We start from the raw sequence: 23,111 nt of genomic DNA, 5'->3' as shown, positions 1-23,111 counted from the left end.
GCCTTTTCGGCTGGATGGCTGGTTTTTGGTCGAACTTGGCGGCTGTTGCCGCACTGATGGGGGCGGTGTCGGACAAACTCCGACACGGAATGTCACGGGCTTCCAGTACCATGGCAGCCATGACTGGACTGAGCCAACTGTTTCCCAGCCTGCCGCTAGCCCCCGGCGGGCTGTTCTGGGTAGGGCTGGCGCTGGTGGGCGCGGGCCTGGCCGGCGAGATCTGCCGCGCCTGGCTGCGCCTGCCACGCATCATCGGCTATGCGGCTGCCGGCCTGGCCGCCGGCACCCTGGGCCGCGGCATCCTCGACGAGAACATGCTGGCCCAGACCCATGTGCTGATCGACATGGCGCTGGCGCTGGCGCTGTTCGAGCTGGGCCACCGCCTTTCCATCACCTGGTTGCGGGCCAACCGCTGGCTGCTCTTCACCAGTGCCTTCGAGAGCCTGCTGACCTGGGGCCTGGTGGCGGCGGTGCTGCAGTGGATGGGCGTGGTGCCGGCGGTGGCGATCCTGGCGGGCGGCATCGCGGTGAGCACCTCGCCCACCATCGTGCTGCAACTCAAGAACGAACTGCGCGCCGAGGGCCAGGTGACCGAGCGCCTGCTGGCCCTGGCCGCGCTCAACAGCATCTATGCGGCCATCATCGTGCAGCTCGCCACCGGCTGGCTGCACTCCGAGTACGGCAACCTGGGCGCCGCGCTGCTGCACCCGCTCTACTTGCTGGTCGGCTCCTGCGCGCTGGCCTGGGGCGTCGGCAAGGCCGGCCACGCCATCTATGCGCGCATGTCGAGTGACGATCACTACAGCTTCCTGGTACTGGTAGGGCTGGTGCTGTTCGCGCTGGCGCTGACGCAGGTACTAAAATTGTCCATGCCGCTGACGCTGATGCTGGCCGGCGTGGTGTTCAAGCACCAGGACCGCCAGCCGCATGTGTGGCCGGCGCACTTCGGCAGTGCGGGCAGCCTGCTGATCATCGTCATGGTGGTCTCGCTGGGCCTGCCGCTGACGGCCCACGACTGGGCCGTCGGCGGTGCCGCGGCGGTGGTGCTGGTGGTGCTGCGCCACGCCGCCAAGCTGGCCGGGGTGGTGACGCTGGGCTCCTTCTCCGGGCTGAGCCTCAAGCAATGCATGGCGCTCGGGCTGGCGCTGGGGCCGATGTCCGGGCTGGCCTTCCTGCTGATGAGCGCCGTGGCGCGGCTCTATCCCGACACCGGCGAGCCGTTGGCCGCCATCATCCTGTGCACGCTGGCCATCGAGCAGCTGCTGGCGCCCGCGCTGGCCGCGCTGGGCCTGCGCTTCGCCGGCGAGGTGCGTGGCGGCAACAGTCATGGCCATGGCAATGGAGGGGCGCACTGATGTCACTGGAATCGTTCACGCACTCCGAGGCGCTGACTTTCGGCGTCGAGCTGGAACTGCAGCTCGTCAACCGGCACGACTATGACCTGGCGCCGTTTGCGCCCGACCTGCTGCGCGCGCTCAAGGGCGCCCGCCACGAGGGCGACATCAAGCCAGAGATCAGCCCGTCGATGATCGAGATCAGCACCGGCATCTGCCACAGCTACGCGCAGGCGCTGGATGAACTCGGCACCATGCGCGACCTGATGGTCGAGGCCTCGCACGCGCTCAACCTGGGCATCTGCGGCGGCGGCACCCACCCTTTCCAGCAGTGGTCCGAACGCACCATCTCCGACTCGCCGCGCTACCGCTACATCTCCGAGCTGTACGGCTATCTCGCCAAGCAGTTCACGGTATTCGGCCAGCATGTGCACATCGGCTGCCCGAGCGCCGACGAGTCGCTCTACCTGCTGCATGCGATCGGCCGCTACGTGCCGCACTTCATCGCGCTGGCGGCATCCTCGCCCTATGTGCAGGGCGTCGACACCGGCTTCGCCTCGGCGCGCCTGAACTCGGTCTCCGCGTTCCCGATGAGCGGGCGCGCGCCCTTCGTGCTGACCTGGGACGCCTTCACCGCCTACTTCAACAAGATGCACGCCACCGGCGTGATCGAGAGCATGAAGGACTTCTATTGGGACATCCGGCCCAAGCCGGAATTCGGCACCATCGAAGTCCGCGTGATGGACACGCCGCTGACGGTGCGGCAGGCCTGCGACATCGCCGCCTACATCCAGGCGCTGGCGCGCTACCTGCTGCTGGCGCGCCCTTTCATGCCGCAGGAGGACGACTACCTGGTCTACACCTTCAACCGTTTCCAGGCCTGCCGCTTCGGCCTGGAGGGCGAGTATGTGCATCCCAACGAGCTGACGCGGGTGCCGATCGCCGATCACATCCTGTCGATCTGCGATGCGCTGGTGCCGCATGCCGAGGCGCTCGGCTCGCTCGAGGCCCTGGCCAATATCCGCGCGCTGGCGGCAAGCCGCAGCGGCGACCAGCGCTGGCTGCGCCGGACCTATGCGGAATCGCGCAGCCTGCGCGACACGGTGCGGCAGAGCTGCGACAGCTGGGCCTCCTGAGTTTCCCGGGGCTGCTGCGTCCCTGACGCCTGCCGCGCCGGACCACGCGCCCGGTCGCGCAGAGGCGACCGGGCGAAGGACACGTTCAGATTGACGGTCGGCGCGAACTCGCCGCGCGCCAGCGTGGCGGCCAGTGCGGGGCCATTTCAGGCCGCACGGGAGGTGGCGCCGGCCGGCGGCGCGTCCCGGCTCAGCGCGGCAGCAGCACCTCGCTGAGCTGGATCAATGGCCTGGCGTCGGTGTAGTTGGGGATGTCGCCCTGCAGCTCGGCCGCGTGCGGCCCGAAGGCGGCGGCAAAGGCGTTGGCATCGTCGAACAGGAAGTGGCCCATGGCCACGTAGGCCGGTGCCGAGCCCGGGGCGGCGCCACCCAGGCCGCGTTCGATGGCGTAGCCGCGGTAGCCTGGCGCGCTGCGGAACAGCTCGTCGGCGCGCGCCATGTGGCGCGACTGGTAGTAGTCGAAATCGAACCTGCCGCCTTCCTGGTACGGATAGAGAATGCTGACTTTGATCATGGGGTGATCCCGTTCGTTGTCGCAAGAGAGGCCGCGCCGGGCGCGTGCTGCACCTGCCCGCCGCGGCGCGGCGAAGGCGGGCAGGACGCCAGCCTAGCAAAAAGTGCAGACTCGTGCTTTCCGTCCGCTTCGTCCGCTTCGCCCTGTCCGCCCGCCTGGCCTGCTTCCGCCGCGCCCGCCGCCCATCGCTCCGGCGCGCCGGTGCTCAGCACTCGACGATGTTCACGGCCAGGCCGCCGCGTGCCGTCTCCTTGTACTTGGTCTTCATGTCGGCGCCGGTCTCGCGCATGGTCTTGATCACCGAGTCGAGCGACACATAGTGCATGCCGTCGCCGCGCAGGGCCATGCGGGCGGCATTCACCGCCTTGACCGCGGCCATCGCGTTGCGCTCGATGCAGGGGATCTGCACCAGGCCGCCGACCGGATCGCAGGTCAGGCCGAGATTGTGCTCCATGCCGATCTCGGCGGCATTCTCCACCTGGGCCGGACTGCCCCCCAGCACCGCGGCGAGCGCGCCGGCCGCCATCGAACAGGCCACGCCGACCTCGCCCTGGCAGCCCACCTCGGCGCCGGAGATGGAGGCGTTGAGCTTGTAGAGCAGGCCGATGGCGCCGGCGGTGAGCAGGAAGTCCACCACGCCTTGTGCGCTGGCTCCCGGCACAAAGCGGTCGTAGTAGTGCAGCACGGCAGGGATGATTCCGGCGGCGCCATTGGTCGGCGCGGTCACCACGCGGCCGCCGGCGGCGTTCTCCTCGTTGACGGCGATGGCGTAGAGGTTGACCCAGTCCAGCGCGGAGAGGGGATCCGACAAGGCGCGCTCGGCGCGTTCGGTCAGGTGGCGGAACAGTTCAGGGGCGCGCCGGCGCACCTGGAAGGGGCCGGGCAGCAGGCCGTCGGTGCGGCAGCCGCGCGCGACGCAGGCCTGCATCACGTCCCAGATATGCAGCAGGCCGGCGCGAACCTCGGCTTCGCCATGCCAGACCAGTTCGTTCTCCAGCATCAGCTGCGCGATGGACTTGCCGCTGGCGGCGGCCATCTCCAGCATGGTGCGCCCGCTGCGGAACGGATGGGGCAGCTGGCGCTCGGCCTCCAGCACCTGCGTATTGGGCGCGCCGGCGGTGACCACGAAGCCGCCGCCGACCGACAGGTAGCGCGCCTCGCGCAGCGTGGCCCCGGCCGCGTCGAAGGCATGGAACTTCATGCCGTTGGGGTGTTCCGCCATGGCCTCGCGGCGGTAGAACGCGATGTGTTCCTTCTCGACGAAGGGCACCTCGTGCCGGCCCAGCAGCGCCAGGCGGCCGCCGGCGCGCAGCGCGGCCAGCCGTGCGGCGATGCCGTCGGGATCGACGGTGTCGGGGCTTTCGCCCATCAGGCCGAGGATGACGCCGCGGTCGGTGCCGTGTCCCTTGCCGGTGGCGCCGAGCGAGCCGTACAGCTCGACGCGCACCGTGGCCACGCGCGACAGCAGCCCGTCGCGCTCCAGGCCATGGACGAACAGGCCGGCCGCGCGCATGGGGCCGACCGTGTGCGAACTCGAGGGGCCGATGCCGACCTTGAACAGGTCGAAGACGCTGACAGCCACGATAGTCTCCTTCTCGATGGCCTGGCGGATCGCCGGATGGCGGTCAGCCGTGGTGGTGGGTGAGGGCCCTGTCCGCCTCAGACCGTGTCGTCGTCCGCCGCGCCCTGGTGCCACAGCGAGCCGGCGGCCTCGCGCGGCGTCGCCGGCGCTTCCCGGTGCACCAGCACGCTGATGCTGCCGTCGGTTTCCAGGATGGCCACGTGCACGTCGCCGAGGCGCTCGCAGCCGGCGCGGCGCAGCGCCTTGTGCAGGTCGTCGCGGGTGATGCGCTCGCGCTGCATGAGTTCATGGTAGACCCGCCCGTCGTGGACGAGTACCTCGGGCCGGCCCTCGGCCACCCGCTCGAAGCGGCGGCTGCGCGCCGTCAGCGTGGCCAGCAGCAGGTTGGCCGCAACCAGCGTGACGGCCAGGATCAGCCCCGCCGTGACCGAGTTGTCGCCGGCGTTCATGGCGTTCTGCACCGCGTTGGACAGCACCAGCAGGAGTACCAGGTCGAAGGGCGTGAGCTGCCCGATCTGGCGCTTGCCGGTCACGCGCAGCAGTACCAGCACGCTGCCGTAGACGATCAGCCCGCGCAGCACGAACTCCCACCAGGGAGCACTCAGGTTCCACATCGCGACTCCTGACTCCGGATTCCTGCGTGGGGCCGGGCCGGAGCCGGCTCCGGCCCCGGCCGTTCAGTCCTGCGCGTACTCGCCGATGGGTACGCAGCTGCAGAACAGGTTGCGGTCGCCGTACACGTTGTCGGCACGGCCGACCGGCGGCCAGTACTTCTGCGTGCGCAGCGACGCCAGCGGGTAGGCCGCTTCCTCGCGCGTGTACCGGTGGGGCCAGGCGTCGGCAGTCACCACCGCGGCGGTGTGCGGGGCGTGCTTGAGCGGGTTGTCCTCGCGGTCGAAGCTGCCGTCTTCCACGCGCGCGATCTCCTTGCGGATGGCGATCATCGCGTCGATGAAGCGGTCCAGCTCGTGCAGCGCTTCGCTTTCGGTCGGCTCGATCATCAGCGTGCCCGGCACCGGGAAGCTCATCGTCGGCGCGTGGAAGCCGTAGTCCATCAGGCGCTTGGCCACGTCCTCGTTGCTGATGCCGGTGATTTTCTGCAGCGGACGCAGGTCCAGGATGCACTCGTGCGCCACCAGGCCGTGCTGGCCCGTGTACAGCACCGGGTAGTGGGGCGACAGGCGCTTGGCGACGTAGTTGGCGGCGAGGATGGCATTCTCGGTGGCGGCGGTCAGGCCGGCCGAGCCCATCATGGCGACGTACATCCACGAGATCGGCAGGATGCTGGCCGAGCCGAATGGCGCGGCGGACACGCCGCCGATGCCGTTGTCGTCGCGGCGGTAGCCCACGCTGTCCTGGTTGGGCAGGAAGTCCGCCAGGTGCGCGCCGACCGCCACCGGGCCCACGCCAGGGCCGCCGCCGCCGTGCGGGATGCAGAAGGTCTTGTGCAGGTTCAGGTGCGAGACGTCGCCGCCGAACTGTCCAGGCGCGGCAGTACCGACCATGGCGTTCATGTTGGCGCCGTCCACGTAGACCTGGCCGCCGTGGCGGTGCACGATCTCGCAGATCTGCTGCACGCCCTGCTCGAACACGCCGTGCGTGGACGGGTAGGTGATCATGATGGCCGCCAGGTTGCTGCTGTGCTGCTCGGCCTTCTTCGCCAGGTCGTCCAGGTCGACGTTGCCGTTCTCGTCGCAGGCCACCACCACCACCTTCATGCCGGCCATCTGCGCCGACGCCGGGTTGGTGCCGTGCGCCGAGGACGGGATCAGGCAGATGTCGCGGTGGCTCTCGCCGCGGCTGGCATGGTAGGCGTGGATGATCAGCAGGCCGGCGTACTCGCCCTGCGAGCCGGCGTTCGGCTGCAGGCTGACGGCGGCATAGCCGGTGGCGGCGCACAGCATCGCCTCGAGCTGGTCGATCATCTCGCGGTAACCGACGGTCTGGTCCAGCGGCGCGAACGGGTGGATACGGCTGAACTCGGGCCACGTCACCGGGATCATCTCGCTGGTGGCGTTCAGCTTCATCGTGCACGAGCCCAGCGGGATCATGGTGCGGTCGAGCGCGAGGTCCTTGTCGGCCAGCATGCGCAGGTAGCGCAGCATCTCGTGCTCGGCGTGGTGCGTGTTGAACACCGGGTGCGTCAGGTAGGCGCTCTGGCGGGCCAGGCCGTCGGGGAAGGCGTCCTGCGCCGCGGCCTCGATGGCATCGAAGGCGAGCGAGGCCGGCAGGGGCTTGCCATGCGAGAAGATCTCCCACAGCGCGATGACGTCCTCGCGCGTGGCGGTCTCGTCGAGCGATACGCCGACGCGGGTGGCGCCGGCATGGCGCAGGTTGATGCCGCGCGCGCTGGCGGCGGCATGGATGGCCTCGGTGTTGAAGCCGGTCTCGAGCGTCAGTGTGTCGAAGAAGGTGGCATTGGCGCGCGCGAAGCCAAGTGCTTCCAGGCCGGCGGCCAGCGTCGCCGTCAGGCGGTGCACGCGCTGCGCGATGCGCTTGAGGCCGGCCGGGCCGTGGTAGACCGCGTACATCGAGGCCATCACCGCCAGCAGTACCTGCGCGGTGCAGATGTTCGAAGTGGCTTTCTCGCGGCGGATGTGCTGCTCGCGCGTCTGCAGGGCCAGGCGGTAGGCCTTGTTGCCTTGCGCGTCGACGGTCACGCCGACCAGGCGGCCCGGCATCGAGCGCTTGAACGCGTCCTTGACCGCCATGTAGCCGGCGTGCGGGCCGCCGAAGCCGAGCGGCACGCCGAAACGCTGCGAGTTGCCCACCGCGACGTCGGCACCCCATTCGCCGGGCGCGGCCAGCAGGGTCAGCGCGAGCAGGTCGGCGGCGGCCACCACCAGGCCGCCGGCGGCATGCACGGCGTCGGCGATGGCGCGGTAGTCATTGACGTCGCCGTTGACGCCGGGATATTGCAGCAGCACGCCGAAGGCATGCGCACCCGCGGCCTCGGCGGCGGGGCCGACCTTGACCTCGATGCCGAGCGGCTTGGCGCGCGTGCGTACCACTTCCAGCGTCTGCGGCAGCACGTCGTCGGCGACGTAGAAGGTCTGCGAGGCATGCTTGTTGACGCGCTGCAGCAGCGTCATCGCCTCGGCGGCGGCGGTGCCCTCGTCCAGCATCGAGGCATTGGCGATGTCGAGGCCGGTCAGGTCGGTGACCATCTGCTGGAAGTTCAGCATCGCTTCCAGGCGGCCCTGCGAGATCTCGGGCTGGTAGGGCGTGTAAGCGGTGTACCAGGCCGGGTTCTCGAAGATATTGCGCAACACCACGGCGGGTGTATGCGTGTCGTAGTAGCCCTGGCCGATGAAGCTCTTGAACACCTTGTTCTTGCCGGCGAGGGCGCGCAGCCTGGCCAGCGCGGCTTCCTCGCTGAGCGGCTCGGCGAACTCGCCCAGCGGCAGCGGGTCGCGGCGGCGGATGGCGGCGGGGATCACGGCGTCGATCAGCGCGGCGCGGCTGTCGTAGCCGAGCACCTTCAGCATGTGCTGTTGTTCGGCGGCGTCGGGGCCGATGTGGCGTCCGGCGAAGGCGTCGCGCGCCTCCAGTTCGGCCAGCGTGGGACGGGCGTGGGCGGCGTTCATGGGCAGCGGGGCATTCATGGCAGGGGTCTCGTCAGGCGCGGCGCCGGTGGTCGGCCGGCCGCCGCGCGGTCGTTCGGTCTCGGCGGCCCCGTCGCCGGGGCCGCGCGGCGTCAGGCGCCGACGCTGGCCTTGTAGGCGTCGGCCGACATCAGGCCGTTGACGTCGTCGGCGTTGGCCGGCTTCAGCTTGAACAGCCAGGCCTCGAAGGCGTTGGCGTTGACGCTCTCCGGCTCGGCGCTGGCGGCGTCGTTGATGGCGATGACCTCGCCGGCCACCGGCGCGTAGATGTCGGAGGCGGCCTTGACCGACTCGACCACGGCCAGCGCGTCGCCGGCGCCGACGCTGCGGCCCACTTCGGGCAGCTCGAGGAAGACGATGTCGCCCAGCGCGTCCTGCGCATGGTCCGTGATGCCGATGGTCAGCGTGCCGTCGGCTTCGACGCGCACCCACTCATGCGACTCGGTGTACTTGAGTTCGGGGGGGAAGTTCATGTGGATTCTCCGGATTCGGTTGGTTCGTCTGTTCTGGGCGCGCCCGCGCGCGGGCGCGCCATGACCGTTGGCTCTTGACCTTGTTTGACCGTTGCGAGCGTCAGCTCACGAGTGCCTTGCCATTGCGCACAAACGGCAGTTTAACCACAGTCGCCGCCAGCTTGCGGCCGCGGATCTCCACTTCGACGCTGTCGCCGGGTTGCGCGCCCAGCGGCAGGCGGGCGAAGGCGATCGAAAGGGACAGGGTCGGGCTGAAGGTGCCGCTGGTGGTCTCGCCGTTGCCGGCGGGCGTGACGACGGTCTGGTGGGCGCGCAGCACGCCGCCCTTGTCGCGCAGGACCAGGCCGGCGAAGGCGGCCTTCTGGCCGTCGGCCAGCAGGGCGGCCTTGCCGGTGAAGTCGCGTTCGCTCTGCAGGTCGACGGTCCAGGCCAGGCCCGCATCCAGCGGCGAAGTGTGGATATCCATGTCCTGTCCATACAGGTTCATGCCCGCTTCCAGGCGCAGCGTGTCGCGCGCGCCCAGGCCGGCCGGGCGCACGCCGGCGGCATCCAGCTTTTCCCACACCGCGGCGACGTTGTCGGCCGGCACCACCAGCTCGAAGCCGTCCTCGCCGGTGTAGCCGGTGCGTGCGACCATGATTTCGCCGATGGCCGGGTCCTGTACCACGAGGGCGTTGAAGGGCTTGAGCGCTTCGCTCGGCTGGGTGCTGGGGAAGGCGCCCCATACCTTGGCGCGCGCGTTCGGGCCCTGCACCGCGACGATGGCCAGCGGCGCCACGCCCGCGGGGGCGTTGTCGGCGCGCCGCGGCGTGATCGCGACTCCGCTGCCGGTGGCGGCATTGCGGGCGCGGATCCATTCGATATCGGTGGGTGCGGTGCTGGCGTTGACCACCAGGCGGAAGCGGTCTTCGGCGAAGAAGTAGACGATCAGGTCGTCGATGACGTGGCCCTTGTCGTCGAGCATGCAGGAGTAGAGCGCCTTGCCCGGCGTCTGCAGCTTGTCCACGTTGTTGGCCAGCAGGCCGCGCAGGAAGGCGCGCACGTGGGGACCGGCGAGGTCGACCACGCACATGTGGGAGACGTCGAACATGCCGGCGTCGCTGCGCACGGCGTGGTGTTCCTCGATCTGGGAGCCGTAGTTGACCGGCATGTCCCAGCCGCCGAAGTCGACCATGCGGGCGCCGAGGGCGCGGTGGATGGCATTGAGGGGCGTGGCCTGGAGCGTCATGGGTTCCTCGGGGACGGATCTCTGCGGTTGCGAAAACGAAAAAAGGGCCATCCGCCGCATGGCTCGCGCGCGTCGTGCTGCGAATCCGCTGCGGCGGATGACCCCTCTGTCCTCGATACCTGAGAGATTACAGGGTGGCTCCTGGCGGAACCGGGCCCTGCGCGCCCCTTCGGTGGACACGCTCACCGTCATTCATGCGAACGATGGCGGGTGTCGCTCTCCAGAGTACGGCGTGCATCGTGTGCATATTGCCCGCCGATCCGACCAGTCCATGGTGCCTGAGAGTTTTCGGGTGATACCCCTTCGGCGGCGCGATGCCTCGCGCGCTCTCCCGGCCGGATGCGCGCAATGTACGGGACGCCCCCCGCTTTGTCAACGCGCCCCGGGCCGGCGGGGCAGGGCTCACCGGCCCCTGCGGTTCGGGGTGGTGACGTTGCCGATGACACCGCCCACGGCCGCGCCGCCGACGGTGCCCAGCGCATCGCCGCCAGTCAGCACTGCACCCCCGACCGCGCCGATACCGGCGCCGATGGCGGTGTTGCGCTGCTTGGGCGACATGTCCGCGCAGCCGGCGAACGCCACCAGCGTGGTGCTGATCAGGATGGCCTTGGCCAGGGCCGGACGTGCTCGCTTCTGTGTTCGCATAGGACAGCTCCCATGTGATGATGAGGCCACACCTGGTTGAAGCAGTGTTGGAGCAGCCGTCATACAAGCTCTCTATCCTTCTTAGAGACCGCCATCCGGGACGCGATCCCGGCCATTACTTTTCATTACAGAGCATTACGGCGCGTTACATGACGGCCGGGGACAAAGGCCTCGTCGAGCAGCCTGGCCTGGCGGCGGCGCGTGTTAACATCCTTCGCTTGCACGGTGCCGAGGCGCGCCGGATCCTGCACACGCCGCACCGCATCCGCGGCCCGGCCGTTCCCGTCACACATCCACGCTGTCTTCCCGCGCATGACCCACGGACTCAATCCCGCCCAATCCGAAGCTGTCCGCTATCTCGATGGTCCCTGCCTGGTACTGGCCGGCGCCGGCTCGGGCAAGACCAGGGTGATCACGCAGAAGATCGCCCACCTGATCGAGGACAAGGGCTTCGAGCCCCGCCACATCGCCGCCGTCACCTTCACCAACAAGGCGGCGAAGGAGATGCAGGAGCGCATCGGCAAGCTGATGGAAGGCAAGACCACGCGCGAAGGCAAGCGTCTGCCGCTCAAGCAGCTGACGGTCTGTACCTTCCACTCGCTCGGCGTGCAGATCCTGCGCGCCGAGGCCGAGCACGTGGGCCTGAAGCCGCAGTTCTCGATCATGGACTCGGACGATTGCTTCGGGCTGGTGCAGGAACAGCTCGGCACCACCGACAAGAAGCTGATCCGCAGCGTGCAGGGCACGATCTCGCTGTGGAAGAACGGCATGGTCGATCCCGAAGCGGCCATCGCGCAGGCCGCCGATGCCGACCAGCACCAGGCCGCGCTGGTCTACCGCAACTACGTGGCCACGCTGCATGCCTACCAGGCGGTGGATTTCGACGACCTGATCCGCCTGCCGGCCGAACTGTTCGCGCGCGACGAGACGGTGCGCCTGAAGTGGCAGAACCGCCTGCGCTACTTCCTGGTCGACGAGTACCAGGACACCAATGCCTGCCAGTACCAGCTGCTCAAGCTGCTGGCGGGTGGCTCGCACCTGCGCGCGCCGGCCTTCACCGCGGTCGGCGACGATGACCAGGCCATCTACGGCTGGCGCGGCGCCACGCTCGACAACCTGCGCCTGCTGCAGACCGATTTCCCCGACCTGAAAGTGATCAAGCTGGAGCAGAACTACCGCTCCACGGTGCGCATCCTCGAAGCGGCCAACGCCGTCATCGCCAACAATCCGAAGCTGTTCGACAAGAAGTTGTGGAGCGAGCACGGCATGGGCGACCCGGTCGCCATCAACCCGATGAACGACGAGGAGCATGAGGCGGAGTCCGTGGTGTTCCGCCTGTCGGCCCACAAGTTCGAGCGCCGCGCGCAGTTCCGCGACTATGCCATCCTGTACCGCGGCAATCACCAGGCACGCCTGTTCGAGCAGATCCTGCGCCGCGAACGCATTCCCTATGTACTGTCGGGCGGGCAGAGCTTCTTCGACAAGGCGGAAATCAAGGACATCTGCGCCTACCTGCGCCTGATCGCCAATCCGGACGACGACCCTGCTTTCATCCGCGCCATCACCACGCCGCGGCGCGGCGTCGGCAATACCACATTGGAGGTGCTGGGCACCTTCGCCGGCCAGGCCAAGGTCTCGCTGTTCGAGGCGGCCATGATGGGCGGCATCGAAGGCAAGCTGCAGCCGCGCCAGCTGGAGCCGCTGCGCGTGTTCTGCGAGTCGATGGTGCGGCTGGCCGCGCGCGCCGCCAAAGACCCGGCCACGCAGGTGCTCGACGACCTGATGGAAGGCATCCACTACGAGGCCTACCTCTACGACACCTTCGACGAGCGCCAGGCACAGTCCAGGTGGACCACCACGCTGGAATTCCTCGATTGGCTCAAGCGCAAGGGCACCAAGCCCGAGGGTGGCGACGGCACGGGCGAGGCCACTGGCTACGACACCGCCGACGGCTTCGGCGACGAGGGCAAGAACCTGCTCGAGCTGACACAGACGGTGGCGCTGATGAGCATGCTCGAGGGCCGCGAAGAAGATCCCGACGCGGTGCGGCTGTCGACGTTGCATGCCTCCAAGGGCCTGGAGTACCCGCATGTGTTCCTGGTCGGCGTGGAGGAGGGCATCCTGCCCCATTGCCGCGAGGACGAGGACATGAGCGACGAGAAGGTCGAGGAAGAGCGCCGCCTGATGTACGTCGGCATCACGCGTGCCCAGCGCAGCCTGCACATCAGCTGGTGCAAGAAGCGCAAGCGCGCGCGCGACACCTATTCCTGCCAGCCGTCGCGCTTCATCGGTGAAATGAAGCTGGAAGAGGCGCCGGCGCCCAAGGACACGGCCCCGGCCATGAGCCCCAAGGACCGCCTGGCCGGACTCAAGGCGCTGCTCGGTAACGGAAAGGCCGGGGTCTGATACAAAGTCGATACATAGGGATACGAGATAGACAAGACCGGCCCCGGCGCGCCGACTAGGATCACCCCCGTCCGCGGCCTTGTGCTGCGGGTACCGTGCGGGGCTTAACCCTTCTGTCCTGCGCGGTCGGGCATGCGTGCCCGGTTCTTCCCTGTTTGACGCCCCCGGCCCAAAGCGCGGGGGCGTTCTTTTATCCACATTCCGGTCACCGCCGATCGCTGCACGCCGCGGCGCCACGCATGCAGCAGCCAGGTCGGCAGGGTGCAGCGAGGCGTGGCACGCGCGCCGCGATACTCCCGGCAGCGCTCAGTGCGGCGGCCCGTCGAAGCCGGGGCCCGCCTGGTCCCTGCCTTCCGGCCCGCCGGGACGGCCCATCTCCAGCTCGTGCATGCCATGCATCGGCGGCATCAGGCCCAGCCAGTGCGCCACCTGGGGCATCGCGCGCAAGCGGCGCCGCTGGGACGCATCGAGGCTCTCATCCAGCGCCAGCCAGCGTTCATCGACCGCGCGGCGGTCCTTCTCCAGCGCATCGTGCAGCCGCTCCATCGCCTGGACGCGCGGGCGCAGCGGTGCGCTGCCGTCGCGCATGCCCTCGGGGTCGCCGCTTTCACGCAGGAAGCGCGCGCGCAGCTCCAGCGCATGGGCGTGTGCTTCACGCGTGGCGGACTCGGCGGCCTGCCACAGCGCGTTCTGCGCGGCATTCAGGCCGAGTGCCTCGCGCGGTGCAAGGTTCGGCCCGGGCCGGGCGGGTGGATCGGACGAGGCGTTCTGCAGCGCATGGGCCGGCAAGGCCAGCGAGCAGGCGCCGCCGAGCACGGCAAGGCTGAGGAGGAAGCGGACGCGGCGCAGCGCGTCCCGAAGGCGGGTCGGGCGTGTCATGGTTTGGCTCCGTGAACAACGAAGGATGTCGGCCCCGGATGGCAGGGTCGCGAACAAGCGGCGCATGGCCGACTTTTTCGATGGTATGCCCCGATTTCGTGCCCAGCTTGAGCACTTGGTCACGCCGCCGACGCTTGCTTGTACAGACAGGTTCGGCCCTGGCTTTCGTCTGTATCGGTGTGGATACAAAGCGGCCAAAGCCAGAGTATGCTGTGCTGCTACAGTGAGCGCTGCGGCGGATGCCGCCTTGCCGACATGAGAATGGAATCCACCGCTACCGCCTCCGCTCCGCTGCAACTACTTGTCGTCGACGACGATACCCAGATCCGCACCATGCTGGCCGACTACCTGTCGACCTTCGGCATGGCGGCCGACGGTGCCGAGGGCGGTGCCGCCATGCGCGCCGCGATGGCCGGCAAGACCTATGACCTGGTCATTCTCGACCTGTCGCTGCCAGGCGAGAACGGCCTGGCGCTGTGCCGCGAGATCCGCGAGCAGAGCGACACGCCGGTGATCATGCTGACGGCGCGCGCCGAACTGGCGGACCGCGTGGTCGGCCTGGAGGTCGGCGCGGACGACTACGTCACCAAGCCCTTCGAGATGCGCGAGCTGGTGGCGCGCATCCACACCGTGCTGCGCCGCAGCCAGGGCGGGCAGCGCCGTCCGGCCGCCGCCGCCGGGCACGAACTGCGCTTCGGCGCCTGGCGGCTCAACACCACGCTGCGCCAGCTGGTCGACGGCGAGGATACGGTGGTGCCGCTGTCCAATGCCGAATTCCGCCTGCTGCTGACCTTCATCGAACATCCGCACCGCGTGCTCGACCGCGAGCTGCTGATCAACCAGGCGCGCGGCCGCGACCTGGACGTGTTCGACCGCAGCATCGACCTGCTGGTGTCGCGCCTGCGCCAGAAGCTGCGCGACGATCCGCGCGATCCGGTGCTGATCCGCACCGTGCGCGGCGAGGGCTACGTCTTCACCGCCAACGTGGAAAGCTGAACGTGCGTCTTCGCGGTCCGCTGGCGCGCTACGACACCATGTTCGTGCGCCTGTTCCTGGTGATGGCCACCATCATGCTGGCCGTGCACCTGCTCGGCATCACGGTCATCGAGAGCATTTTCCCGCGCCCCGGCCTGGAGCGCCACGACACCACCGCCGCCGGCGCGCGCCACGCCACCCCCGGCCAGCCCTCCGGCGCGATGCCGCCGGGCCCGCCGGGGCTGGAGGCAGGGCGCATGCCACCGCCGCCGCCCGATGATCTGTTCGCCGCCGACCTGCCGCCACCGCCGATGCCACCCCACGGGCCGCCGCGGCGGCTGCACGGCTGGTGGCCGCCGCGCCCGGGCCTGCTGCTGCAGCTTGCCGCCATCGTCGCCGCCTCCTGGGTGGGTGCCCGCCTGCTGGCGCGGCCGATCCAGCAGTTGGCCAGCGGCGCGGGCCGCCTGGCGCAGGACGTCAATGCACCGCAGCTCGACGAGGATACCGGCCCGGTCGAGGCGCGCGCCGCAGCGGTGGCGTTCAACCACATGCAGCAGCGCATCCGCACGCAGATGGGGCAGCAGTCGCGCTTCCTCGCCGCCGTATCGCACGACCTGCGCACGCCGCTGACGCGCATGAGCCTGCGCATCGAGCGCGTCGACGACCGCGACGTGCGCTACCGCCTGCGCCAGGACCTGGCCGAGATGAACGGCCTGATCGACTCCACCCTGTACTACCTGCGCGACCGCGACAGCGGCGAGCCGCGCCAGCGGGTCGACATCCTGGCCCTGCTGCACGCCATCGTCGACGACGCCGCCGAACTCGGCCAGGACGTCAGGCTGGACGGCCAGGCGGCGCCGCTGCTGGCCTATCCGGCCGAACTGCGCCGCGCCGTGGTCAATCTGATCGAGAATGCGCACCGCTATGGCGGCGCCGCGCAGATCCGCCTGACCGACGCGCCCGAGCGCGTGGTGATCGACGTCTGCGACGACGGCCCCGGCATTCCGCACGAGGAGTTGCCGCGTGTACTGGAGCCGTTCTACCGTGTGGAGTCCTCGCGCAGCCGCGCCACCGGCGGTGTCGGCATGGGCCTGTCGATCGCGGCCGACATCGTGGCGCGCCACGGCGGCGAGCTGAGCCTGGCCAACCGCCCCGAAGGCGGTTTGCGCGTGCGCATGGTGCTGCCGCGCGTCTGACGCGGGCTGAGGTGTGTTTGAGGTGCCTCCGAGTGCGCCTGCGCTCTCGGGAACGCCGGAAGGCCTGGCGCCAGGGGCGTCGAAGGCGGCACGCGACGCCAGCGTGGCAGTCGACACCGCTCGGCGACGGCCGTCCCGCCGTCGCCGCCAGCGCTTGACGCCGGTCAAGCCCCCCGCGCCGCGCCGGGACTAGCATGGGCCATCAGCAATCCGTCCGCCGAGGGCGCCCCCATGTCCGCTCCCACCTCACGCCTCACACCCGCCTCACCCATTACACCCGCCGCGCGGACGCTCGACCGCGACGCGCTGACAGGTTTCCGCGCGCTCGCCGGCCGCATCGACGGCAACGGCCCGCGCTACACCTCCTATCCGACCGCCGACCGCTTCCATGACGGCATCGGCGAGGCCGACTACCGCACGGCGCTGGCCGACAGCAGCCGCGGGGCGTCCGCGCCGGTTCTGCCAACGGGTTCGCCGCTCTCGCTCTACGTGCACGTGCCGTTCTGCGAGAACATCTGCTACTACTGCGGCTGCAACAAGATCATCACGCGCGACCATGGGCGCAGCGCGCGCTACGTCGACTACCTCGCGCGTGAGGCCGCCCAGGTGGCGCAGGCGCTGGGCGCGCGCCGCCAGGTGCTGCAGTCGCACTGGGGCGGCGGCACGCCGACCTTTCTCGACGAAGACGAGATGCGCCGTGTGATGGCCGCGCTGCAGGAGCACTTCGAACTGTCCGCCTACGGCGAGCACTCCATCGAGATCGACCCGCGCGTGGTGGATGATGCGCGCATGGCCCTGCTGGCCGAACTGGGTTTCAACCGCATCAGCCTGGGCGTGCAGGACTTCGATCCCGAGGTGCAGCGCGCCATCCACCGCGAGCAGTCCGTGGCGCAGACGCGCGCCGTGGTCGATGCCGCGCGCCGCCTCGGCATGCGCTCCATCAGCATGGACCTGATCTACGGCCTGCCGCACCAGGACGCGCGGCGCTTCGCCGTGACCATCGAGCGCGTGCTGGAGATGCGGCCCGAGCGGCTCTCGGTCTACAGCTATGCGCACCTGCCGCATGTGTTCAAGCCGCAGCGCCGCATCGACGAAGCGGCGCTGCCGGCGCCGGCCGAAAAGCTCGAGATCCTGGTCGCCACCATCGAGAAACTGAGCGCCGCCGGCTACGTCTACATCGGCATGGACCATTTCGCCTTGCCCGGCGACGACCTCGCCGTGGCGCAGCGCGAGGGCAAGCTGCAACGCAACTTCCAGGGCTATTCGACGCACGCCGGCTACGACCAGGTCGGACTCGGCGTGTCGGCGATCGGCGCGGTGGCCGGACGCTACGTGCAGAACGCGCGCACGCTGGACGACTACTACGCCGCGCTCGACGCCGGCCGGTTGCCGGTGATCCGCGGTTTCCACATGTCCGCCGACGATCACCTGCGGCGCGAGATCATCGGCGCGCTGATGTGCAACGGCGTGCTCGACAGCGCTGCGCTGGCGGCACGCCACGGCATCGATTTCGCAGCCGCCTTCGCCACCGAACTGGCGGACCTGGAGCGCCTGGCCGCCGACGGCCTGGTGGACTGCCGGCCCGGCCGCATCGAGGTGACACCGCTCGGGCGCCTGCTGGTGCGCCGCGTGGCGATGGTATTCGACCGCCACCTGCGCGAAGACGCCGCACGCCGGCGCGCGCTGGCCGGCGAGGCCGCCAACGAAGCGGTAGCGGCCCCGCTGGTGCGCTACTCGCGGGTGGTGTAGCGGGGGCCGGGCGGCGCGCTGCGCCCCCGGCGGCCGCCTGCGCAGGGTTGGCGGCCGGCGTAGTGTGCGGATCGGCCGGACGATTGACCGCACAGAAGGGAAGCAGCAACAGAAGGAAAGCAGCAGGACAAAGCAAAAAGCCCGCGGCATGCCGCGGGCTTTTTCTACTGCGTCGACTGCGCCGGCCGGAACCGCGTCCGGCCGTGCGGAGCTTACTTCGCGGCGGCCGCCATGTAGTCGGCCGCGGCCAGCACGTCGGCATCGGGGCCGGCATAGCCACCCTTCGGCGGCATCACGCCCTTGCCCTTCAGCGCATAGTTGTGCACCACGTCCATGCCTTCCTTCAGGCGCGGCGCCCAGGCCGCCTTGTCGCCGAACTTCGGCGCACCGGCCACGCCGGCCGCATGGCAGGCGGCGCAGACCTGCTCGTAGACCTTCTTGCCGGTATCGGCCGACGCCGCGGCCGGTGCAGCGGCGGCGGCAGGCGCGGGGGCAGCCGCCGGAGCCGGGGCGGCCGCAGCGGTCTCGGCCGCCGGCGCGGAAGCCGCGGCGGTTGCAGCCGCCGGTGCCGCCGGCTCGGGGAACTTGGCGCCGCCCGCATCGGCCATGTAGACCACGGCACGGCCCAGTTCGTAGTCGCTGTAGTCGTCCGGCGTGGTGCCGGCGCGCGCCTGCATCGCGCCCTTGCCGTGCAGCACCGAATTCAGCAGCCCGTCGAAGCCCTGGCCGATGCGCGGGGCCCAGTCGCCGGCGGTGCCGTACTTGGGCGCACCCGCCGCGCCGGTCGCGTGGCAGGCGGAGCAGACTTCCTTGTAGACCTGTTCGCCGGTCTTGTAGACGCGCGGCGCGTTGGCATCCTTCAGCTCGAGCGAAGCGACCGGCTTGATGCGGTCGATCACCGCTTCGGTGGCGTCCGTCGCGCCAGCGCCTTCCTTGGCGCCATGGCCGACGAAGTTGACCAGCAGGATGATGACCAGGATCGGCACCAGGAACGCGGCGATGACTACCGCGATCAACTGCTTGGGCGTCTTGATGGGAGACTCGTGTTCGTCGTGTGGTTGTTGGACGTCGCTCATGCTGAACTCTCGTTTTTTGCAGGAAACCTGTCTGGCCGCATGCGTTCAGTTCTGATCGGCTCGGCCTCGTTCTTCTGGCGCCACGATTCGCGCGCGACGGTCGAGCCAGCGATGAGCCGTGGTTCTCCTCCCGCCGGCGCCACCGCGACGGCTGCGGCGCACCAAGTGGATACGAAGCAGCCCCGTCCTTGCACAAATAGCTAGCGATTATAGCGGCGTTGCCTGATTCGGGGCGGCAAAAGCGACGGCTGCGTGACCTGGCTCAAAGTGCCGGGTGTGCACCGATTGGACGATCCCGGGCAAACAGGGTATGCTATGCGCCTTTCCGGCGGAGGCTGTCGCCTTCGCCACCTGCTCCGCGCGCCCGTAGCTCAATGGATAGAGTACTGCCCTCCGAAGGCAGGGGTTGCTGGTTCGATCCCAGCCGGGCGCGCCACCGCCGCTTTCCGCTTTTCCGCATCGACTCCCCCTGGTATTGCCGCCGGCACGTCCATAATGTGCCGAAGAGTTCGCTCGCATGCTGCCGATGCCTTCGTTCGCCGCGAGTGATGCACCGGCCTCCCGCCCGACCCGGGTGCCCTCCAAGTGTCGCGGGGCGGCTCAGGGGTTACCGCGGCGACGCCGGCGCTATGCTTCAGGATCATCGCGCCGCCCATGCCCGGCACCGACAGGCCGCCGGGACAGGCCGACCACAGACCAGGAGGACGACCATGGCAAGCCAGTCCGATCAGGACACCACCGCAGTCACGCCGGACCAGACCACTGCAGGCAAGCCGAAGCTGGGCGCCAAGGCCTACGACAAGGAGCTCTTCCGCATGCACGTGGAGCTGGTCAAGCTGCAGCGCTGGGTGCAGCAGACGGGCGCCAAGGTCTGCGTGCTGTTCGAGGGCCGGGACGGCGCGGGCAAGGGCGGGACCATCAAGGCCATCACCGAGCGCGTCAGTCCGCGCGTGTTCCGCGTGGTGGCCCTGCCTGCACCCACGGAGCGCGAGCGCACGCAGATGTACGTGCAGCGCTACCTCCCGCATATGCCGGCCGGTGGCGAGGTCGTCATTTTCGACCGCAGCTGGTACAACCGGGCCGGCGTCGAGCGGGTGATGGGGTTCTGCACGGAGCAAGAGGTCGAGAGTTTCCTGCGCGACGTGCCGCTGGTGGAAAAGGCGATCATCGATGCGGGCATCATCCTGGTCAAATACTGGCTGGAAATCAGCCAGGCCGAGCAGACCCGGCGCCTGCAATCGCGCATCGACGACGGGCGCAAGCTGTGGAAGCTGTCCGACATGGACCTGCAGTCGTATCGCCGCTGGTACGACTATTCGCGTGCCCGCGACGCGATGTTCGATGCCTCCCACAGCGCCCATGCGCCGTGGCATGTGGTCGATGCCGACGACAAGCGGCGCGCGCGGCTCAATGTCATCGCCCACCTGCTGGGCCGGATCCCCTACCAGGAGCTGCCGCACAAGAAGACCGTGCTGCCCGAGCGGCTGGGGCCGGAAGGCTACGTCGAGGCGGACCACTCGGACAAGCGCATCCCCGAGCGGTTCTGAGCCGGGCGGCGGCGTGCCCTGGCCGGGCCTCCCCATGCTCTGCGCTTGCGCTGCGTCAAGGCCGCGCAGGCGAGACGCTCGTAGCCTGTGGATAAGTGCTCGTGGCAAGCTGCCGCCGGCACCGACCGCCGACCCATGCGGATACCCGCGTGGGTGCCGGCCTCTCCCAATCTGCGAGGATATCTGCGAGGAGTCTCGCCATGCACGCCAATGTCGGAACCATTGACCGCGCCGTCCGCATCATCGCCGGGCTGCTGCTGATCGGCCTGGCCGCCACCGGAAAGATCGGCCCGTGGGGCTGGATCGGCGTGGTGCCCCTGCTGACCGGCATCGTCCGGGTCTGCCCGGCCTACAGCCTGCTGGGCATCCGCACCTGCCAGGCACCCAAGGCCGGCACCCCGGACTGAACGCGGCGCGATCCGCCCGAGGCGCCGCGCTGCAGCACGCGCGCGCCTTGACGCTTGAAAAACCGCCCCGCTACAGTACGCGGGCGACGTGCCGCTTTCGTACTCCCGTGGCGCCGGCCTGGCCACGTCCTCCCGCTGTTTCCCGCCTCATCCCGTGCCGTCGCACCGCGGCAGGCCCGCCCCGCGCGCGGCCTGCGCGAACCGTTCCATCCCGACTGATGCATTCCCCGGAGCGTGCGCCATCGCGCGTTCCGGACACGAACAAGAACAGGAGACGATGCATGGCGAAGCGAGCGTTATCGGTTCTGGTGTCCGGCTATACCTTCCTCGAAGGGCTGCGCTGGCATGAAGACAGGTTGTGGGCGTCGGATTTCTACACCGGCAAGGTCATCGCCGCCGGCCTCGACGGCCGCGTCACCGAGATGGCGCAGGTACCACAGCAGCCGTCCGGGCTGGGCTGGCTGCCCGACGGCCGGCTGCTGATCTCGTCGATGCGCGACCGCAAGGTACTGCGCCGCGAGCCCGACGGCACGCTGGCCGTGCATGCCGACCTCACCGCCCTGACCGGCGGCCATATCAACGACATGGTGGTCGATCGCGCAGGCCGCGCCTACGTCGGCAATTTCGGCTTCGACCTGATGTCCGGCGCGCCCTTCCGCACCACCGGACTGGTCTGCGTCGAGCCCGATGGCGCCGCGCGCGTGGTGGCCGAGGGCCTGTGGTTTCCCAACGGCTCCTTCATCACGCCGGACGGCCGCACCCTGATCGTCAACGAGACCTTCGGCAACCGCGTCTCCGCCTTCGACATCCTGCCCGGCGGCAACCTCGGGCCGCGGCGCGACTGGGCCAGCTTCGGCGCCATGCCCGACAGCGACGACATCGGCACCCTGATGGCCGCCGCCTCGATCGCCCCCGACGGCGGTGCGCTGGACGCCGAAGGCGCGGTCTGGGTGGCCGACGCCATCGGCAAGCGCATCGTGCGCGTACAGCAGGGAGGCAGGATCCTGGAGCAGATCGACACCGGCGAGCAGGGCATCTTCGCCGCCGCGCTGGGCGGCCCCAGGGGCACCACGCTGTTCATGGCGGCCGCACCGAACTTTGCCGAGCACGAGCGCCGTGCCACGCGGCTCGGGCAGATCCTGATGGCGGAGGTGGATGTGCCGCACGCGGGCCTGCCCTGAGCATGTGGGGGGATCGCCGGGCTGGGCCGGTGGCTGGCTGCGGCGCGGTCGATGCCGATCCGGCAAGCCTGGTGTGAAAGGAAAGGGCAGGCGAACGCCTGCCCGGGGTGAGGGAGGCGGGCGCTCAGTCCTGCACGACGACGGCGGCGCCGTGGCCACCGCGCAGGCGCTGCGCCATGCGGCCGAAGGCGCGCCACTGCTGCGCCATCACGCCGCGCCCATAGTCGCGCCCGCTGCCCAGCGGCGGCGGGAGCTGTTCGCGGATGCCGGTCGGCTCCGGCTGGCGCTCCCAGGAAGCCGTGCCGAACAGCATGTCCCACCAGGGGAACAGCACGCCGAAGTTGCAGCCGTAGCGCGTGCCTTCGTGGCCGTAGCCGATGGCATGGTGGCGGCGGTGGAAGGCGGGGCTGACCACCAGCCGCTCCAGCAGCGGGCCGAAGGGCAGGCGGGCGTTGACGTGCTGCACGCTCTGCATGAAGTTGCCCAGCGCCACCAGGACCACGAACTGCGACGGCTGCATGCCGATGAAGAGCGAAATCAGTGCGAAGAAGGCGGCCTGCAGCAGCTCGTCGAGGAAGTGGTTGCGGTCATCGGTCCACAGCGACATCTGTTGCTGGCTGTGGTGCACGGCATGCAGCTCCCACCACAGGCCGAAGCGGTGCTGCCAGCGGTGGTACCAGTAGCCGGCGAAATCCAGCGCCACCAGGTAGACCAGGAAGGACGCCACCGGCCGCTCGTCGGCATCCGGCAGCAGGCGGTCCAGCGCGATGGCCGGCATGCCGTGCATCACCAGCAGGCTCTGCCAGTGGTGGAACAGCGGCTGCAGCAGGAAGAAGAAGGTCAGGTTGATCACGCCGAGCTTGCCGATCCAGGTGTAGATCACATCGGCGCGCACGTCCTTGCGGTCGGGCCAGCGCTCGATCGGTCGCAGCGCCTCGAGCGGCCGCAGCAGCGCGTACATGGCCGCGACCTGCAGTACGCCGATGATGACCCAGTACAGCGCATCGTAGGCATCCTCGTCGTAGCCCATCAGGCCGAAGTGGAAGCACAGCGGCTGCACGATGTCGATGTAGAGCAGCGTCTGCAGCGCGGCGACCGCGTTGTCGAGCAGGGCGAGCAAGGAGTGCAGCATGGGGCGGGCCGGTTGGAGCAGAGGCGGATGGCGGATCGGTGCGGCG

Annotated in this window: 19 protein-coding genes, 1 tRNA gene and 2 riboswitches; of the genes, 10 read left to right on the top strand and 10 right to left on the bottom strand. The window is 69.4% G+C overall.

Going from position 1 to position 23,111, the window contains the following annotated elements; all coding sequences use genetic code 11:
* Positions 1–119 precede the first annotated feature (119 nt).
* Together BKK80_RS00580 and BKK80_RS00575 are read left to right on the top strand one after the other, a co-directional pair.
* On the top strand, positions 120–1,355 hold the full coding sequence (locus BKK80_RS00580; RefSeq protein ID WP_083384175.1) for a cation:proton antiporter: 1,236 nt from the start codon (positions 120–122) through the stop codon (positions 1,353–1,355).
* A complete protein-coding gene (locus BKK80_RS00575; RefSeq protein ID WP_071010373.1) occupies positions 1,355–2,470 on the top strand; it encodes a YbdK family carboxylate-amine ligase in 1,116 nt (371 codons plus the stop codon). Before BKK80_RS00580 ends, BKK80_RS00575 begins: the two co-directional genes overlap by 1 nt.
* A gap of 190 nt (positions 2,471–2,660) precedes the next feature.
* Here the strand turns inward: BKK80_RS00575 and BKK80_RS00570 are convergent, their stop codons facing one another.
* From BKK80_RS00570 to BKK80_RS00540, 7 genes are all read right to left on the bottom strand, one after another.
* Positions 2,661–2,984, bottom strand: coding sequence for an EthD family reductase (locus tag BKK80_RS00570; protein ID WP_071010371.1), 324 nt, complete (start codon positions 2,982–2,984; stop codon positions 2,661–2,663).
* A gap of 205 nt (positions 2,985–3,189) precedes the next feature.
* The gene (locus BKK80_RS00565) at positions 3,190–4,566 is read right to left on the bottom strand and encodes an L-serine ammonia-lyase (RefSeq protein WP_071010370.1); all 1,377 of its coding nucleotides are present in this window, start codon (positions 4,564–4,566) and stop codon (positions 3,190–3,192) included.
* A 77-nt stretch (positions 4,567–4,643) separates the two neighbouring features.
* The gene (locus BKK80_RS00560; RefSeq protein ID WP_071010368.1) at positions 4,644–5,180 is read right to left on the bottom strand and encodes a DUF421 domain-containing protein; all 537 of its coding nucleotides are present in this window, start codon (positions 5,178–5,180) and stop codon (positions 4,644–4,646) included.
* A 63-nt stretch (positions 5,181–5,243) separates the two neighbouring features.
* The gene (gene gcvP / locus BKK80_RS00555) at positions 5,244–8,171 is read right to left on the bottom strand and encodes an aminomethyl-transferring glycine dehydrogenase (protein ID WP_071068415.1); all 2,928 of its coding nucleotides are present in this window, start codon (positions 8,169–8,171) and stop codon (positions 5,244–5,246) included.
* A gap of 92 nt (positions 8,172–8,263) precedes the next feature.
* Positions 8,264–8,644, bottom strand: coding sequence for a glycine cleavage system protein GcvH (gene gcvH, locus BKK80_RS00550; protein WP_071010364.1), 381 nt, complete (start codon positions 8,642–8,644; stop codon positions 8,264–8,266).
* A 100-nt stretch (positions 8,645–8,744) separates the two neighbouring features.
* Entirely contained in the window at positions 8,745–9,872 is a 1,128-nt protein-coding gene (gene gcvT, locus BKK80_RS00545; RefSeq protein ID WP_071010362.1) for a glycine cleavage system aminomethyltransferase GcvT, read from the bottom strand.
* A 96-nt stretch (positions 9,873–9,968) separates the two neighbouring features.
* Positions 9,969–10,106, bottom strand: a riboswitch (glycine riboswitch).
* Between the two features lie 21 nt (positions 10,107–10,127).
* A riboswitch (glycine riboswitch) is annotated at positions 10,128–10,216 on the bottom strand.
* 58 nt (positions 10,217–10,274) lie between these two features.
* The gene (locus tag BKK80_RS00540) at positions 10,275–10,517 is read right to left on the bottom strand and encodes a glycine zipper 2TM domain-containing protein (RefSeq protein ID WP_071068414.1); all 243 of its coding nucleotides are present in this window, start codon (positions 10,515–10,517) and stop codon (positions 10,275–10,277) included.
* Between the two features lie 312 nt (positions 10,518–10,829).
* Between BKK80_RS00540 and BKK80_RS00535 the strand changes: the two genes are divergently transcribed.
* Positions 10,830–12,923 (top strand): UvrD-helicase domain-containing protein, encoded by a 2,094-nt coding sequence (locus BKK80_RS00535; RefSeq protein ID WP_071037751.1) that lies wholly within the window; start codon positions 10,830–10,832, stop codon positions 12,921–12,923.
* A 306-nt stretch (positions 12,924–13,229) separates the two neighbouring features.
* Here the strand turns inward: BKK80_RS00535 and BKK80_RS00530 are convergent, their stop codons facing one another.
* A complete protein-coding gene (locus BKK80_RS00530; RefSeq protein ID WP_071068413.1) occupies positions 13,230–13,802 on the bottom strand; it encodes a hypothetical protein in 573 nt (190 codons plus the stop codon).
* Between the two features lie 261 nt (positions 13,803–14,063).
* Between BKK80_RS00530 and BKK80_RS00525 the strand changes: the two genes are divergently transcribed.
* The 3 genes from BKK80_RS00525 to hemN all read left to right on the top strand — a co-directional run bounded on the left by BKK80_RS00525 (position 14,064) and on the right by hemN (position 17,722).
* Positions 14,064–14,798, top strand: a complete 735-nt coding sequence (locus BKK80_RS00525) for a response regulator (protein WP_156811074.1) — start codon at positions 14,064–14,066, stop codon at positions 14,796–14,798.
* A 38-nt stretch (positions 14,799–14,836) separates the two neighbouring features.
* Complete coding sequence (locus BKK80_RS00520) at positions 14,837–15,973, top strand: ATP-binding protein (protein WP_071070586.1); 1,137 nt, start codon at positions 14,837–14,839, stop codon at positions 15,971–15,973.
* A 231-nt stretch (positions 15,974–16,204) separates the two neighbouring features.
* A complete protein-coding gene (hemN, locus tag BKK80_RS00515) occupies positions 16,205–17,722 on the top strand; it encodes an oxygen-independent coproporphyrinogen III oxidase (RefSeq protein WP_071010355.1) in 1,518 nt (505 codons plus the stop codon).
* Positions 17,723–17,934: 212 nt separating this feature from the next.
* On the opposite strand, the gene BKK80_RS00510 is transcribed toward hemN, so the two are convergent.
* The gene (locus tag BKK80_RS00510; protein WP_071010353.1) at positions 17,935–18,798 is read right to left on the bottom strand and encodes a c-type cytochrome; all 864 of its coding nucleotides are present in this window, start codon (positions 18,796–18,798) and stop codon (positions 17,935–17,937) included.
* Between the two features lie 360 nt (positions 18,799–19,158).
* Between BKK80_RS00510 and BKK80_RS00505 the strand changes: the two genes are divergently transcribed.
* The 4 genes from BKK80_RS00505 to BKK80_RS00490 all read left to right on the top strand — a co-directional run bounded on the left by BKK80_RS00505 (position 19,159) and on the right by BKK80_RS00490 (position 21,933).
* Positions 19,159–19,234: transfer RNA gene (locus tag BKK80_RS00505), tRNA-Arg, on the top strand.
* Positions 19,235–19,508: 274 nt separating this feature from the next.
* Positions 19,509–20,345, top strand: a complete 837-nt coding sequence (gene ppk2 / locus BKK80_RS00500) for a polyphosphate kinase 2 (RefSeq protein WP_071010352.1) — start codon at positions 19,509–19,511, stop codon at positions 20,343–20,345.
* A 200-nt stretch (positions 20,346–20,545) separates the two neighbouring features.
* Positions 20,546–20,752 (top strand): YgaP family membrane protein, encoded by a 207-nt coding sequence (locus tag BKK80_RS00495; protein WP_071068412.1) that lies wholly within the window; start codon positions 20,546–20,548, stop codon positions 20,750–20,752.
* Positions 20,753–21,033: 281 nt separating this feature from the next.
* Positions 21,034–21,933, top strand: a complete 900-nt coding sequence (locus BKK80_RS00490; RefSeq protein WP_071010348.1) for an SMP-30/gluconolactonase/LRE family protein — start codon at positions 21,034–21,036, stop codon at positions 21,931–21,933.
* 124 nt (positions 21,934–22,057) lie between these two features.
* Here the strand turns inward: BKK80_RS00490 and BKK80_RS00485 are convergent, their stop codons facing one another.
* A complete protein-coding gene (locus tag BKK80_RS00485; RefSeq protein ID WP_071068411.1) occupies positions 22,058–23,065 on the bottom strand; it encodes a sterol desaturase family protein in 1,008 nt (335 codons plus the stop codon).
* Positions 23,066–23,111 lie beyond the last annotated feature (46 nt).

Origin of the sequence: Cupriavidus malaysiensis (assembly GCF_001854325.1) — a bacterium.
GTDB classification, from domain to species: domain Bacteria; phylum Pseudomonadota; class Gammaproteobacteria; order Burkholderiales; family Burkholderiaceae; genus Cupriavidus; species Cupriavidus malaysiensis.
This window is presented reverse-complemented; position numbering and strand designations above follow the sequence as displayed.